Raw genomic sequence first — 14,077 nt, 5'->3', positions numbered from 1 at the left:
CGCTTGTGCCTGCAACTGCATGCCCACGCTGCCCGCTCCGTCCCAGACCCGAAGTGCTCGGCTTGCGTACTTGGCTTCACCACGGGTCCCGGGTCCCGGGTCCCGGGTCCCGCTCACGTGGCCCCCGGTCCCGACAGCGGCGCTCAGATTCATACCCGCCCCTCCACATGCCGATGCGCCGCCGCCGCACGCCGCGCGCGCCAGGCACGCATGCGCTCGCCGGCGCGTTCCATGTACAGATAGATCACCGGGGTGGTGTACAGCGTCACCAGCTGCGAGAGCAGCAGGCCACCCACAATCGCGATGCCGAGCGGGCGGCGCAGTTCCGAGCCGATGCCCGTGCCCAGCGCCAGCGGCAATGCGCCCAGCATGGCGGCGGCGGTGGTCATCATGATCGGGCGGAAACGCAGCAAACAGGCGCGCCGGATCGCATCGTGCGCGTTCGCCCCTTCGCGGCGTGCGTCGATGGCGAAGTCGATCATCATGATGGCGTTCTTCTTGACGATGCCGATCAGCAGCACGATGCCGACGATACCGTCCACCGACAGGCTCAGCCCGCACATCATCAGGGCCAGCAACGCACCGACGCCGGCCGGCGGCAGCGTGGAGATGATGGTGAGCGGGTGGATGTAGCTTTCGTACAGCACGCCCAGCACGATGTAGATCACCACGATCGACGCCAGCAGCAGCCACACGATGTCGGTCTGGCTGCCGGTGAATTCGGCCGCCTTGCCGACGAACTGCGCATGCACCTGGCTGGGGATCTCGAGAGTTTCGCGTGCCTTCTCGATTGCCGCCACCGCCTGCGACAGCGAATGCCCCGGCGCCAGGTTGAACGAGATGGTCACCGCCGGCAGCTGCTGCTGGTGGCTCACCACCAACGGCGTGTTGGTGACCTTGGCTTCGGCCAGCGCGGCCAGCGGAATGATGTTGCCGGCGCCGACCACGATGCCGGTGTTCTGCGCGCCCACGCCGGTGGCAGTGGACGAGTTGGACGAGGTCACCTGGCCGAAGCTGGTGGCGTTGGTGCCGGTCAGCGCGCCGCTACCATTGCTGGCCACCGCCAGCTGGTTCATCAACGCGGTGCTGCTGCGGAATTCCGGCGCCACTTCCAGCACCACCCGGTACTGATTGAGCTCGGTGAAGATGGTGGAGATCTGGCGCTGGCCGAACGCGTCGTACAAGGTATCGTCGATGGTCTGCATCGGCACGCCGAGCATGCTGGCCTTGTCGCGGTCGATGCTCAGTTCCAGTGCACGCCCCTGGTTGGCCAGGTTGTTGTCCACATCCGCCAGCTCGGGCAGCTTGCGCATCGCCTCGGTCATGCGCCCGGCCCAGGTGGCCAGTTCGGTACTGTCCACATCCGACATCGAATACTGGTATTCGGTGGCCGCCACACGCGTGTCCAGGGTGACGTCCTGCACCGGCTTGAGGAACAGCGCCACGCCGGGGATGCCGGCCACCGCGTCCTGCAGGCGCGGCAGCACCTCATCCAGTCCATCGCGGTCGCCGCGCGTCTTCAGCACGATCGACAGCTGGCCCTGGTTGATGGTCGGATTCATGGTGCCGGCACCGATGAAGGCGGCCACGCCGGTCACCGCCGGGTCCTTCTGCAATGCGGCGGCCACCGCCTGGGTGCGTTGCTCCATCTGCGGGAACGCCACGTTCTGGTCGGCCTGCACCACGCCGGTGATCAGGCCGGTGTCCTGCTCGGGCAGCAAGCCCTTGGGGATCGCCACATACAGCACCACGGTCAGTGCCACCGCACCGATCGCCACCGCCAGGGTCAGCGGCTGATGCGCCAGCACCCAGTCCAGGCTGCGCTCGTAGGTGCCGACGGTGCGCGTCCACAGGTTGGTCTTGCCGGCGGCTGCGGCGCGCTCGTGCGCGTCTTCGCCTTCGGGCAGCGCATCGGGCTTGAGCAGGTAGGCGCACATCATCGGCGTCAGCGTCAGCGACACCAGCATCGAGATCACCACCGCAATCGACAGCACCCACGCAAACTCGTGGAACAGCCGGCCGGTGACGCCGGGCATCAGCAGCAGCGGCAGGAACACCGCCACCAGCGACACGGTCAGCGACAGCACGGTAAAGCCGATCTGCTTGGCACCGATCTCCGCCGCTTCCGGCCCGCTCTTGCCCTGCTCGATGTAGCGCACGATGTTTTCGATCATCACGATCGCATCGTCGACCACGAAACCGGTCGCCACCACCAGCGCCATCAAGGAGAGGTTATCCAGCGACATGCCCGCAAATGCCATCACCCCGAAGGTGCCGGCCAGCGACAACGGCACCGCCACCGACGGAATGATGGTGGCCCACAGCCGGCGCAGGAACACGAAGATCACCGCCACCACCAGCGCGATGGTCAGCACCAGGGTGAACTTCACCTCGTGCACCGAGGCGCGGATGGTTTCGGTGCGGTCGGAGAACACCTCCAGATGCACGTCGGCCGGCAGCACCGATTGCAACTGCGGCAGGATGCTGCGGATCTGCTCCACCGTCTGCACGATATTGGCGCCGGGCTGGCGGCGGATTTCCAGCAGCACCGCCGGCTTGCCATCGGCCCAGGCGGCGAGCTGGTCGTTCTCCACCCCGTCGACCACCTTGGCCACATCGGCCAGCCGCACCGGGCGGCCGTTGGCGAAGCTGATGATGGTGTCGCGGTATTGCGCGGCATCCACCAGCTGGTCGTTGGTGCCGATGCTGTAGGACTGGGTCTTGCCGTTGAGCGAGCCCTTGGGCGCGCTGACGTTGGTCTGGGTCAGCGCGCTGCGCAGCGACTCCATGGTCAGGCCCATGTTCGACAGCTGCGCCGGGTTGACCTGGATGCGTACCGCAGGGCGCACGTTGCCGGCGATCGACACCAGGCCCACGCCCGGCACCTGCGACAGGCGCTGGGCCAGGATCGCATCGGCGTAGCGGTTGACCTCGCGCAGCGGCAGCGAGTCGGAGGTGAGCTTGAGCGTGAGGATCGCCGCATCGGCCGGATTGACCCGGTTGTAGACCGGCTGGTACGGCAGCGACGAGGGCAGCGTGGCCTGGCGGATCGCGGCCTGCACGTCCTGCGAGGCGATGTCGATATCGCGGTCCATCGAGAACTGCAGGATGATCGTGGACAACCCCGCCGACGAGTCGGAGGTCATCATCTGCAACCCGGAGATCTGCCCGAACTGGCGCTCCAGCGGGGTGGTCACCAGCGAGGCCATGGTGGTGGCGTTGGCGCCGGGGTACTGGGTGGTGACGACCAGGCTGGGCGCGTCGATTTCCGGCAACGCCGAGACCGGCAACTGCCGGTAGCCCAGGATGCCCAGCAGCAGGACGCCCGCCATCAACAACGAGGTGGCGATCGGGCGGCGGATGAAGATGGTCGAAAAGCCCACGGGGGGTGTCCTTGCTGAAGACGTCAATCGATGCCGGCGCGCACGGCGCCGACGCGCACTGGCGACGGGGCAGGCCCGTCGCCAGCGGTCAGGCCGGCATCAACGCGGGCCGCCGCCGCGACGGCCGCCGCCGCCGCCGCGCTCCTGCTTGTTCTGGGCAGCCTTGAGCTCGGCTTCGGTCGGCTCCGGCGGGGTTTCGCCCGGCTTGAGCGCACTGACCTTGCTGCCTGGCTTGAGCCGGAACTGGCCTTCGGTCACCACCCGCTCGCCGGGCTTGAGCCCCTTGGTGAGCTGCACATGGCTGTCGTCCACTTCCACGCCCTGCACCACGGTACGCATCTGTGCGGTGTTGTCGTTGCCCACCACGTAGACGTAATCGCCATCCGGGCCGCGCTGCACTGCCTGGGTCGGGACCACGGTGCCGCCGGAGATGGTGCGCAGCTGCAACCGCACGTTGACGAACTGGCCCGGCCACAGCGCGTTGTCGGTATTGTCGAAGATCGCGCGCGCACCGAAGGTGCCGCTGTCGGCAGCGATGCGGTTGTCGATCACATCCAGCTTGCCGTCGCCGCTGATCACATGCGCATCGCCACGGTCCAGCGCCGCCACGCCCAGCGGTGCCGCCGCCTGGCCGCTGCGCACGGCCTGCAGCTCGCGCTCGGGCAGGTTGAAGGACACGTAGATCGGGCGGATCTGGGTCAGCGTCACGATGGTGGAGCTGGTGCTGACGATATTGCCCACGTCCACGCCACGGATGCCGGCGATGCCGTCGATCGGCGCGGTGACGCGGGTGAACTGCAATTGCACCTGCGCCGAGCGCATCTGCGCATCGTTGGCGGCCACGGCGGCCTCGTACTGCGCCACCTGGTTGCGCTGCGTGTCCAGATCGGTGCGCGAGACATATTGCTTGTAGGCCGGGTCGTTGGAGCGCTGGTAATTCACCCGCGAGGTCGCCAGCAGCGCCTGGTTCTGGCGCTTGGCCGCCAGCGCCTGGTCGTAGCTGGCCTGCAACGTGCGCGGGTCGATCTGCGCCAGCACCTCGCCCTTCTTCACTTCCTGGCCTTCCTTGAAGTTCAGGCTCATCAGCTGGCCACCCACCTGCGGGCTGACCGTGACCGTGTTGAGCGCGGTCACCGTGCCCAGCGCGCTGGCATACACCGGCACATCCTGGGTGGTGGCGGCCACCACCGTCACCGGCACCGGGCCGCTGTTTTCGGTGCCATTGCCGTCCGGTGCGCCTGCGCGCTTGCCCTGGTTGCCCCCACCCATCATCCGCACTGCGACGAACACCACGACAAGCACCGCTACAACCAGCAGTGTGATCTTCCAAAAACGCGACATGCGACAACTCCTGATGGCGGGCCGGGCGCGTGGTGCGACCGTGGGGCGGCTATGCGCAGCATATCGTTGCGTTCCACCAATTGAGCGTTACTGAAGTAACGGCTCGGCTGGCGAAACGACCGCAACGGTCATGGAGGCACTGCAGCGGCAACGCGCCACGGCCGCAGCGGTTGACCGCCGGGCTGAATCGGGCCCCACTGCAGCCCATCGGGAGCGCACCTGCACTACATTAAGCAACCACCTTGAGAGGATTGCCGATGCGCCACTCCCGCCTGCTGACCAGCGCGCTGCTGCTCGCCCTGCCCACGCTCGCCGCCGCGCAGACTGCGCAACGGCCCGAAGTTCAGGCCGCCGCCGCCCCGTTGCAGGCCAAGGTGGTGCAATGGCGCCGCGACTTCCACCAGCACCCGGAGCTGTCCAACCGCGAGGAGCGCACCGCCGCCACCGTGGCCGCGCAGCTGCGCAAGCTGGGCCTCAAGCCGCGCACCGGCATTGCCCATCACGGCGTGGTGGCCATCATCAAGGGTGGCAAGCCCGGCCCGAAGATCGCCCTGCGTGCGGACATGGACGCGTTGCCGGTGAAAGAGCAGACCGGGCTGGCATTCGCCTCCAAGGCCACCGCCGAGTACCGCGGCGAGCAGGTCGGGGTGATGCACGCCTGCGGCCACGATGCCCATACCGCCATCCTGCTCGGCGTGGCCGAGGCGCTGGTGGGCATGCGCGAGCAGCTGCCCGGCGAAGTGATGCTGATCTTCCAGCCCTCCGAAGAAGGCGCGCCCGGCAACGAGGAAGGCGGCGCCTCGCTGATGCTCAAAGAAGGCCTGTTCGCCGACTTCAAGCCGCAGGCGGTGTTCGGCCTGCATGTGTTCTCCAGCGTGCAGGCCGGCAAGATCGCGGTGCGCAGCGGCCCGCTGATGGCGGCCTCGGACCGGTTTGCGATCAAGATGATCGGCCGCCAGACGCATGGTTCGGCGCCCTGGAACGGCATCGACCCGATCGTGGCCAGCGCCGACATGATCGGCGCCGCGCAGACGGTGATCAGCCGCCGCGCCAACCTGTCCAAGCAGCCGGCGGTGCTCAGCTTCGGCGCGATCAAGGGCGGCATCCGCTACAACATCATCCCCGACGATGTGGACATGGTCGGCACCATCCGCACCTTCGACGAGGGCATGCGCCAGCAGATCTTTGCCGATCTCAAGAACGTGGCCGAACACACCGCCGCTGCCCATGGCGCCAAGGTCGAGGCGCAGGTGCCGGACCAGCCCGGCAACCCGGCCACCGTCAACGACCCCGCACTGACCGCCAGGATGCTGCCCAGCCTGCAGGCCGTGGTGGGCGCTGAGAATGTGTACGAGCCGCCGTTGCAGATGGGCGCGGAAGATTTCTCGTTCTATGCCCAGCAGGTGCCGTCGATGTTCTTCTTCGTCGGCTCCACCGCCAAGGGCATCGACCCGGCCACCGCGCCCAGCAACCATTCGCCGCAGTTCCTGCTGGATGAGTCCTCGCTGGATGTGGGCTTGCGTGCGCTGTTGCAGGTGTCGCTGGATTATCTGCAGCAGGGTGAGGCGGGCTGAATCGGGAATGGGGAATGGGGAATGGGGAATGGGGAATGGGGAATCGGGTGCAGTTGCGCGATTCCCCACTCCGTTGGCGATCAAGTAGGCCGATGGGCTGCGTGAAGAGGTCAGCTGCTCCTTTCGTCGGCTCGGTGTTCCAGCGGCCGCCATACACCTCACGGCCAGCCCGTGCGGCCTAAAATGGCGGCATGAATACCCCAGAAGATTCCACCCTTGGTCGTGAGGTTGCCTACCCGAGCGGCTACGACCCGTCCTTGCTGTTTCCGATTCCGCGTGCGGCCGGACGCGAGGCGATCGGGCTGACCGGCGCACTGCCGTTCATCGGCCGCGATCGCTGGCATGCCTATGAGTTGAGCTGGCTCGATGCGCAAGGCAAGCCGTGCGTGGCCACGGCCACCGTGCATGTGCCCTGCGAGTCGCCATCGCTGATCGAATCCAAGTCGCTCAAGCTGTATCTCAACTCGCTCAATGCCACCCGCTTCAATAGCGCCGAAGCGGTGCGCACACGCATCGCCACCGACCTGTCCACGCGCGCGGGTGCCGATGTATCGGTGGAGTTCGGGCTGCCGCCGATCAATGCGGTGGGCGAGGGCGAGTCGATCGATACGCTGGATGTCAGCATCGACGACTACGGCCCGCCCAATGCCGATTATCTGCGTGCGCACGCAGGCGCTGCGGTGGACGAAGTTCTGACCTCCGCGCTGCTCAAATCCAATTGCCCGGTCACCGGCCAGCCGGATTGGGCCAGCGTCACGCTGCGCTATCGCGGCGCGCCGATCGATCGCGAAGGCTTGCTGCGGTATCTGGTGAGTTTCCGCGACCACGCCGAGTTTCATGAGCAGTGCGTGGAGCGCATCTTCAATGACGTGCTGATCCGTTGCGCACCCGAATGGCTGGTGGTGGAAGCGCGTTATACCCGTCGCGGTGGGTTGGACATCAACCCCCTGCGCAGCTCGCCCAGCGTGCCAACACCGCTGTCGATCTTCCGCGACCTGCGCCAGTAAATCGCGCCTGCACAGGATCGCGCCGGCTTCACGGTGGCGCGATCCACGCTTAACAGCCGCCCGCGCACCCTGCAGCCATCGTGAGGCACAAGGGTTGCAGCAATGAGCGCCGATAAAAAAGCAGATTTTTCCAATGTCACCGCATCGGTCGACAGCACGGCCGAGGTAACGCCGGCAGCGGATTTTTCCAACGTGCGCACCAGCGTGCAAAGCACAGCGCAGCTGGTCGACGAGTCGGTCACCGTGCAGGCAGGCGACACGCTATCCAGCATCGCGAAACGTCACCTGGGTGATGGCGCATTGTGGCCGCGTATCTTCGAAGCCAACCGCGAAACGCTCAAGGACCCGGACAAGATCTTCCCGGGCCAGGTGCTGCACCTGCCACCGAAGGCTTAAGCAGCTGCCGCGTCAATCATGCATTCGATTTAGACAAGGCGAGTCATTCGCCACCACCCATTCGCTCTTTGGAGAACGATCCATGCGTAGCAAAGCCGTTTCCAGTTCCCTCGTGCTCGCCCTTGCCGGCGTGCTGGCCCTGTCGGGCTGCCGTAAAGAAGCCAACGACGATTCCAACGTGTCGAAGGATCCCACCTCCGGCGCTGCCACCGACGCCATGCCGGGCCCGGCCGCGACGCCGCCGGCCAGCGACCAGGCCGGGCAGAGCACCGCGACCGGCGCTGCAAGCACCGATACCGCAACGAGCACCGGCGAGGCCGTCACCGTCTCCAGCGTTGCGGTAGGAACCAAGGCAGCTGCCGACAAGACAGTGACACCATCTGCCAACATCGGCACCAAGGACACCATCATCGTCTCGGTCAAGACCGACGGCAGTGCGAGCAACGTGCCGGTATCGGCCAAGCTCACCTATCAGGATGGTCAGGTGGCGGGCGAACAGAACGCCACCTTGACCACGTCCGGGGCCGAGACCACCAATCTCAGCTTCAGCAAGCCCGATGGTTGGCCGGCCGGCACCTACACCGCGCAGGTGATGGTGGATGGCAAGCCTGCCGGCAATCCGCAGACCATCACCGTCAAGTAAGCGGCGCTGGTTGAGGCACCGGATGGTGTGCAGCGCTGTATCGCACACCTTCGTAGCAGACACCCGGTTCTGCAGGGCAATCAGACAGGGCGCGGCCGCAAGGTCGCGCCTTTTCCATGCACGTCGCATTCGTTACAGCTGCATCCATCCCATTGGCCACGTGACGGGATGAAGCGTCCGCCCGTGGTCGCTTTACCCAGGCGCGGCTCAGACGCGACAATGCCGTGCTGATCCAATGCCGCGTCCAATGCGCTGGCCGATCGGCGTGCCATCACCGACCCCCGTCGCGCACGCCAACCTCGCCATCGCCGGACGTCGGCGCTCCTCCCGACCATAAGAGCCATCGCACCTCATGTCGAAGACACCGAAGATCCTCTACACGCTCACTGACGAAGCTCCCTTCCTGGCCACGCAGTCGCTGCTGCCGATCATCGATGCCTACACCGACACCGCCGGGATCGTGGTCGAGACGCGCGACATCTCGCTGGCAGGTCGCATCCTGGCGCTGTTTCCCGAGCAGCTGAGCGAGCAGCAGAAAATCGCCGACGACCTCGCCGAGCTCGGCGAACTGGCCACCACGCCGGAAGCCAACATCATCAAGCTGCCCAACATCAGCGCATCGGTGCCGCAGCTCAAGGCCGCGATCAAGGAACTGCAAGGGCAGGGCTATGCACTGCCGGCGTATCCGGACGAGCCCAAGGATGCCGCGGAAAAAGACATCAAGGCGCGCTACGACAAGGTCAAGGGCAGCGCGGTGAATCCGGTGCTGCGCGAAGGCAATTCCGACCGCCGCGCACCGCTGTCGGTGAAGAACTATGCCCGCAAGCATCCGCACCGCATGGGCAAGTGGAGTGGCGAGTCCAAATCGCACGTGGCGCACATGGACGATGGCGACTTCTTCGGCAGCGAGCAGTCCGCCACGCTGTCCGAGGCCGGCAGCCTGAAGATCGAGCTCGTCGTTGCCGATGGCAGCAGCACCGTGCTGAAAGACAAGGTGGCGGTCAAGGCCGGCGAGATCGTCGATGCCGCCGTGTTGAGCAAGCGCGCGCTGGCCAGCTTCATTGACGCGCAGATTGCCGATGCCAAGGCCAGGAACGTGCTGTTCTCGGTGCATCTGAAAGCCACCATGATGAAGGTCTCCGACCCGGTGCTGTTCGGCGTGGTGGTCGGCGAGTTCTACAAGGAGACGCTGAGCAAGCATGCCGATGCGCTGAAGTCGGTCGGCTTCGATCCCAACAACGGCATCGGCGATCTGTACGCACGCATCGGCACGCTGCCGGAAGACCAGCAGGCGCAGATCAAAGCCGATATCCAGGCCGAATACGCACAGCGCCCAGGCCTGGCGATGGTCAATTCGGACAAGGGCATCACCAACCTGCATGTGCCCAGCGACGTGATCGTCGACGCATCGATGCCGGCGATGATTCGCGATTCCGGCCAGATGTGGAATGCCGACGGCAAGCTGCAGGACACCAAGGCAGTGATCCCGGATCGTTGCTACGCCGGCGTGTATCAGGCGGTGATCGACGACTGCAAGGCGCACGGCGCGTTCGATCCAGCCACCATGGGCTCGGTACCCAACGTGGGGTTGATGGCGCAGAAGGCCGAAGAGTACGGCTCGCACGACAAGACCTTCCAGATCGCTGCTGCCGGCACGGTCAAGGTCACCGATGGCAATGGCAAGACGGTGTTCGAGCACGCAGTGGAGGCCGGCGATCTGTGGCGCATGTGCCAGGTCAAGGATGCGCCAATCCAGGACTGGGTGAAGCTGGCCGTGGAGCGCGCACGCCTGAGCGACACGCCGGCCGTGTTCTGGCTGGACAAGGCCCGCGCGCACGACGCGCAGGTGATCGCCAAGGTCGAGACCTATTTGAAGGATCACGACACCAACGGCCTGGATATCCGCATCCTGCCGCCGGTGGAAGCGACCACCTTCTCGTTGCAGCGCATCCGCAAGGGCCAGGACACCATCTCGGTCACCGGCAACGTGCTGCGCGACTACCTCACCGACCTGTTCCCGATCATGGAACTGGGCACCAGCGCCAAGATGCTCTCCATCGTGCCGTTGATGGCCGGTGGTGGCCTGTTCGAAACCGGCGCCGGCGGCTCGGCACCCAAGCATGTGCAGCAGTTCGTCGAAGAGAACTGCCTGCGCTGGGATTCGCTGGGTGAGTTCCTGGCGCTCGCGGCCTCGCTCGAACACCTGGGCAATCGCTACGACAATCCGTCGGCCACGGTGTTGGCCAAGGCGTTGGATGTGGCCAACGGGCAGTTCCTGGACAACAACAAGTCGCCGGCACGCAAGGTGGGCGAGCTCGACAATCGCGGCAGCCACTTCTATCTGGCGATGTACTGGGCCCAGGCCCTGGCAGCACAGACCGAAGACACCGCATTGCAGGCCAAGTTCGTACCGCTGGCCAAGGCCCTGACCGAGAACGAAGCTACCATCGTGGCCGAGCTCAACGGCGCGCAGGGCAAGCCGGTGGACATCGGCGGTTATTACTATCCTGACCTGGCCAAAGTCAGCGAAGCGATGCGCCCGAGCAAGACCTTCAACGATGTGCTGGCGACGCTGAAGGCCTGAGTCCACGCACCGCCTGTCGGTGCGGAGCACGCTGCCATCAAGGCCCGTCTCGTCAGAGGCGGGCTTTGTTGTTTCAACGGAACGGCGACAGCGCCGTCATGGCCCGAAGCAGGCGTCGGCTGAGCCGCGCCATGCGCCGTTCGCGCCGGAGGCGCTGTCGTGCTTCGGCCGTCAGCTGGGCGCCTTGCAGTGTCGGCGCGAGGGGCGTTGTTGATTCCACGGACTCAACCGATTCAAACGATTCAACTGGCGCGTCGGCTTCTGCCAGGCATCGAGCGAGCGCCGCGTCGGCAATGTGGCCGTGCTGGAACAACAAGTCGGTAAAGATGCGCATGCCCTGGCCTCCACTTGAGTGAAACCCACAGTAGGTGCAGGCTAAGGGGCGTAAAAGCGATGCTTTTGCAAGTGAGTGTTGAATCCTATTCAAGGGTTGGCCATGGCGCGTCCTCCGCTTCACGCATTGCAGGGTTTCGTCAGCGCGGTGCGCCTGGGCAACCTGTCGCGCGCCGCAAGCGCAATGCATCTCACCGTCAGCGCGCTCAGTCATCAGATGCGCGCGCTTGAACAACGGCTGGGGTATCCACTGCTGCAGCGGCATGCGCGTGGCGTCACCGCTACACCGCAGGGCCAGCAGTTGCTCGATCGCATCGCACCGCATCTGGATGCGATTGCCGAAGCGTTCGAGCCCTTCGGTGCGCGCCGCGAAGACACGCTGACGCCAAGCATCACGCCGTCGATGGCATCGGCCTGGCTGGTGCCACGCCTGGGCGAATTCCTGGCGGTCCATCCCACCATCGAAATCAACCTGCTGTCGAGCGAGCGACTGGTGGATTTCGAACGCCAGCAGCAGGTGGACGCCGCCATGCGCATCGGTGCCGGGCAATGGCCGGGCGTCATCGCCGAACCCTTGTTCGACGAATGGCTGGTGCCGATGGCAAGCCCGGCGCTGATCGCGCGCATGGGCGGCGTGGAGGCGCCGCCCTTGCACCACTGGCCATTGCTGGGCGACCCGGATGATGCCTGGTTGCGCTGGTTTGCCGCGTTCGGCGGCGATGCGCCGCGGCGCTATGTCGCCGTGCTCGACGAATCCGAGGCGCACCACCGCGCTGCGCTGGATGGCGTCGGCGTTGCCTTGGGCCGCGTGACGCCTGCGCGCCTGTTGCTGGCGTCCGGCCAACTGGTGACGCTGTCCACGCATCGGCTCAAGACCAGTTGGTCGCATTACCTGGTGTATCCGCCGCGTTCCAGTACGCATGGCGGGTTTCTCGCATTTCGTACCTGGCTACAGGGCCAGGCGCGCGAACACGCCGCGCACGCGCAACAGGCCACCGCCGTGCCACTTGCCGCGCGCGGCCGCAAGCGCACACGGACAGTGCAACCATGAGCCACCCACCATTGCCGCCGCAATCCGAGCGCCGCGCGCTGGCGATCGCCCAGGCCGTGTATGAAGCATTCGAGGACTATCACGCGCGGTTTTCCGAGATCACCGCACGCGCCAAACAGCGGTTCGAAACACGCGATTGGAGCGGCGCGCGCGACGACGCAGTTGCACGCATCGCGCTCTACGATCAATACATCGCCGAGTGCATGCTGCGGCTGCGTGCAGTACTGCTGGGCCAGGCGCACGACCGTGCGCTATGGATGCGCGCGCGCGATCATTACGCCGCGTTGCTGAGCGGCTTGATCGATCAGGAGTTGTACAAGACCTTCTACAACACCCTGACCCGGCGTTACTTCGGCACCCATGGCGTGGACGCCGACATCGAGTTCATCGCGCTGGATATCGAGCCCACCGATGCCATTACCGTGCCGGTGGCGCGCCACACCTATGCGGTTTCGCCAGGCCGCTTGACCGACATGCTGGTACGGGTACTGGGCGACTACGCATTCGCCGTGCCGTATGCGCATCGCACCCGCTGCGCTGCTGCGATTGCGGTGCGCCTGCTCGACGATCTTGCGCACTGGGGCGAGCATCCGGTACGCAGCGTGGAGCTGCTGGAGACCGTGTTTTATCGCGAGCGCCGCGCCTATCTGGTCGGGCGCGTCTTCGGCGAGCATCGCTTTTCGCCGTGCGTGATCGCCTTGATCAACGACGATGCCGGCCTGCGCGCCGAAGCGGTGCTGACCCGGCGCAGCGATGTCGCGCAATTGTTCAGCAATTCGCGCAGCTATTTCCAGGCCGACCTGTCGACGGTAGGCGATGCGGTGGTGTTCCTGCGCAGCCTGCTCACCCACAAGCCGGTCGACGAGCTGTACACGATGCTGGGCCGTGCCAAGCAGGGCAAGACCGAGCGCTATCGCACGTTCTTCAGCCATTTCCAGGCGCAGCCGTCCGAGCAGCTGGTGCATGCCGACGGCACGCCCGGCATGGTCATGGTCGTGTTTACGCTGCCCAGTTATCCGCTGGTGTTCAAGCTCATTCGCGACCGCTTTGCCTATCCCAAGACCATGAGCCGCGCGCAGGTGGAAGGCAAATACGAGCTGGTGTTCCAGCTGGATCGCATCGGCCGCCTGCTCGATGCACAGCCTTACCGGTTCCTGCGGTTTCCCAGGTCGCGCTTTTCACCGGCGCTGCTGGAAGAGCTGCAGACCAGCTGCGCGATGAGCCTGAGCGAAGATGGCGACGATGTGCTGATCGCGCTGTGCTACGTGCAACGGCGCCTGCGCCCGCTCAATCTGTACCTGCGCGAACAGCTGCCCGAGGCCGCGCATGCGGCCGCACTGGACTACGGCCAGGCGATCAAGGACATGGCGCGCAACAACATCTTTCCCGGCGACATGCTGCTGAAGAACTTCGGCATCACCCGGCACCAGCGCGCGGTGTTCTATGACTACGACGAACTGTGCCTGATCACCGAATGCACGTTCCGCGACTGGCCCGCGCCCACCACCTACGAAGAACAGATGGCCGCCGAGCCCTGGTTCCACGTCGGCCCGCGCGACGTCTTCCCCGAACGTTTCGCCTTGTTCATGGGCTTGCCCCCCTCGCAACTGGAAGCGGTCAAGCACATCCACCCAGAGCTGTTCGACCCGCAATGGTGGCGCAACCTGCAGGCCCGGCTGCGCGAAGACGATTACCCGGACACGCCGCCCTACGCGGAGTCGCGCAGGCTGGCGTGATGCGTCTGTCTGCATCGACCGGTCTGCCG

At 65.6% G+C, this 14,077-nt stretch carries 10 protein-coding genes; 7 read left to right on the top strand and 3 right to left on the bottom strand.

Translation table 11 applies throughout. The features are described from left to right. Positions 1 to 149 precede the first annotated feature (149 nt). Together ACCQ10_RS18550 and ACCQ10_RS18545 are read right to left on the bottom strand one after the other, a co-directional pair. Positions 150 to 3,383: an efflux RND transporter permease subunit gene (locus tag ACCQ10_RS18550; protein WP_372361533.1), complete on the bottom strand. Its 3,234-nt coding sequence runs from the start codon at positions 3,381 to 3,383 to the stop codon at positions 150 to 152. A 99-nt stretch (positions 3,384 to 3,482) separates the two neighbouring features. Then, positions 3,483 to 4,724: an efflux RND transporter periplasmic adaptor subunit gene (locus ACCQ10_RS18545; RefSeq protein WP_372361532.1), complete on the bottom strand. Its 1,242-nt coding sequence runs from the start codon at positions 4,722 to 4,724 to the stop codon at positions 3,483 to 3,485. 257 nt (positions 4,725 to 4,981) lie between these two features. Between ACCQ10_RS18545 and ACCQ10_RS18540 the strand changes: the two genes are divergently transcribed. The 5 genes from ACCQ10_RS18540 to ACCQ10_RS18520 all read left to right on the top strand — a co-directional run bounded on the left by ACCQ10_RS18540 (position 4,982) and on the right by ACCQ10_RS18520 (position 10,928). Continuing rightward, positions 4,982 to 6,298: a M20 family metallopeptidase gene (locus ACCQ10_RS18540; protein ID WP_372361531.1), complete on the top strand. Its 1,317-nt coding sequence runs from the start codon at positions 4,982 to 4,984 to the stop codon at positions 6,296 to 6,298. A 191-nt stretch (positions 6,299 to 6,489) separates the two neighbouring features. After that, positions 6,490 to 7,305 carry an NADPH-dependent 7-cyano-7-deazaguanine reductase QueF gene (gene queF / locus ACCQ10_RS18535; protein WP_372361530.1) on the top strand — a complete coding sequence of 272 codons (816 nt, stop codon included), beginning with the start codon at positions 6,490 to 6,492 and terminating at the stop codon, positions 7,303 to 7,305. A gap of 102 nt (positions 7,306 to 7,407) precedes the next feature. After that, positions 7,408 to 7,701, top strand: a complete 294-nt coding sequence (locus ACCQ10_RS18530) for a LysM peptidoglycan-binding domain-containing protein (protein WP_039564919.1) — start codon at positions 7,408 to 7,410, stop codon at positions 7,699 to 7,701. 82 nt (positions 7,702 to 7,783) lie between these two features. Continuing rightward, entirely contained in the window at positions 7,784 to 8,344 is a 561-nt protein-coding gene (locus ACCQ10_RS18525) for a RodZ family helix-turn-helix domain-containing protein (RefSeq protein WP_372361529.1), read from the top strand. A 352-nt stretch (positions 8,345 to 8,696) separates the two neighbouring features. Further along, positions 8,697 to 10,928: an NADP-dependent isocitrate dehydrogenase gene (locus tag ACCQ10_RS18520; protein WP_372361528.1), complete on the top strand. Its 2,232-nt coding sequence runs from the start codon at positions 8,697 to 8,699 to the stop codon at positions 10,926 to 10,928. A gap of 73 nt (positions 10,929 to 11,001) precedes the next feature. Here ACCQ10_RS18520 and ACCQ10_RS18515 read toward each other — a convergent pair whose 3' ends face one another. After that, positions 11,002 to 11,262, bottom strand: a complete 261-nt coding sequence (locus ACCQ10_RS18515) for a hypothetical protein (RefSeq protein ID WP_372361527.1) — start codon at positions 11,260 to 11,262, stop codon at positions 11,002 to 11,004. A gap of 102 nt (positions 11,263 to 11,364) precedes the next feature. Here ACCQ10_RS18515 and ACCQ10_RS18510 point away from each other — a divergent pair, with 102 nt between their 5' ends. Both ACCQ10_RS18510 and aceK read left to right on the top strand, forming a co-directional pair. After that, positions 11,365 to 12,312, top strand: a complete 948-nt coding sequence (locus ACCQ10_RS18510) for a LysR substrate-binding domain-containing protein (protein WP_372361526.1) — start codon at positions 11,365 to 11,367, stop codon at positions 12,310 to 12,312. After that, a complete protein-coding gene (aceK, locus tag ACCQ10_RS18505; protein WP_372361525.1) occupies positions 12,309 to 14,048 on the top strand; it encodes a bifunctional isocitrate dehydrogenase kinase/phosphatase in 1,740 nt (579 codons plus the stop codon). Before ACCQ10_RS18510 ends, aceK begins: the two co-directional genes overlap by 4 nt. The last annotated feature ends 29 nt before the right edge of the window (positions 14,049 to 14,077 follow it).

This window comes from Xanthomonas sp. NCPPB 1325 (assembly GCF_041477645.2).
GTDB lineage: Bacteria > Pseudomonadota > Gammaproteobacteria > Xanthomonadales > Xanthomonadaceae > Xanthomonas > Xanthomonas cannabis.
Note: the sequence above shows the minus strand (reverse complement) of the source record. Positions and strands in the feature narration are given on the sequence as shown.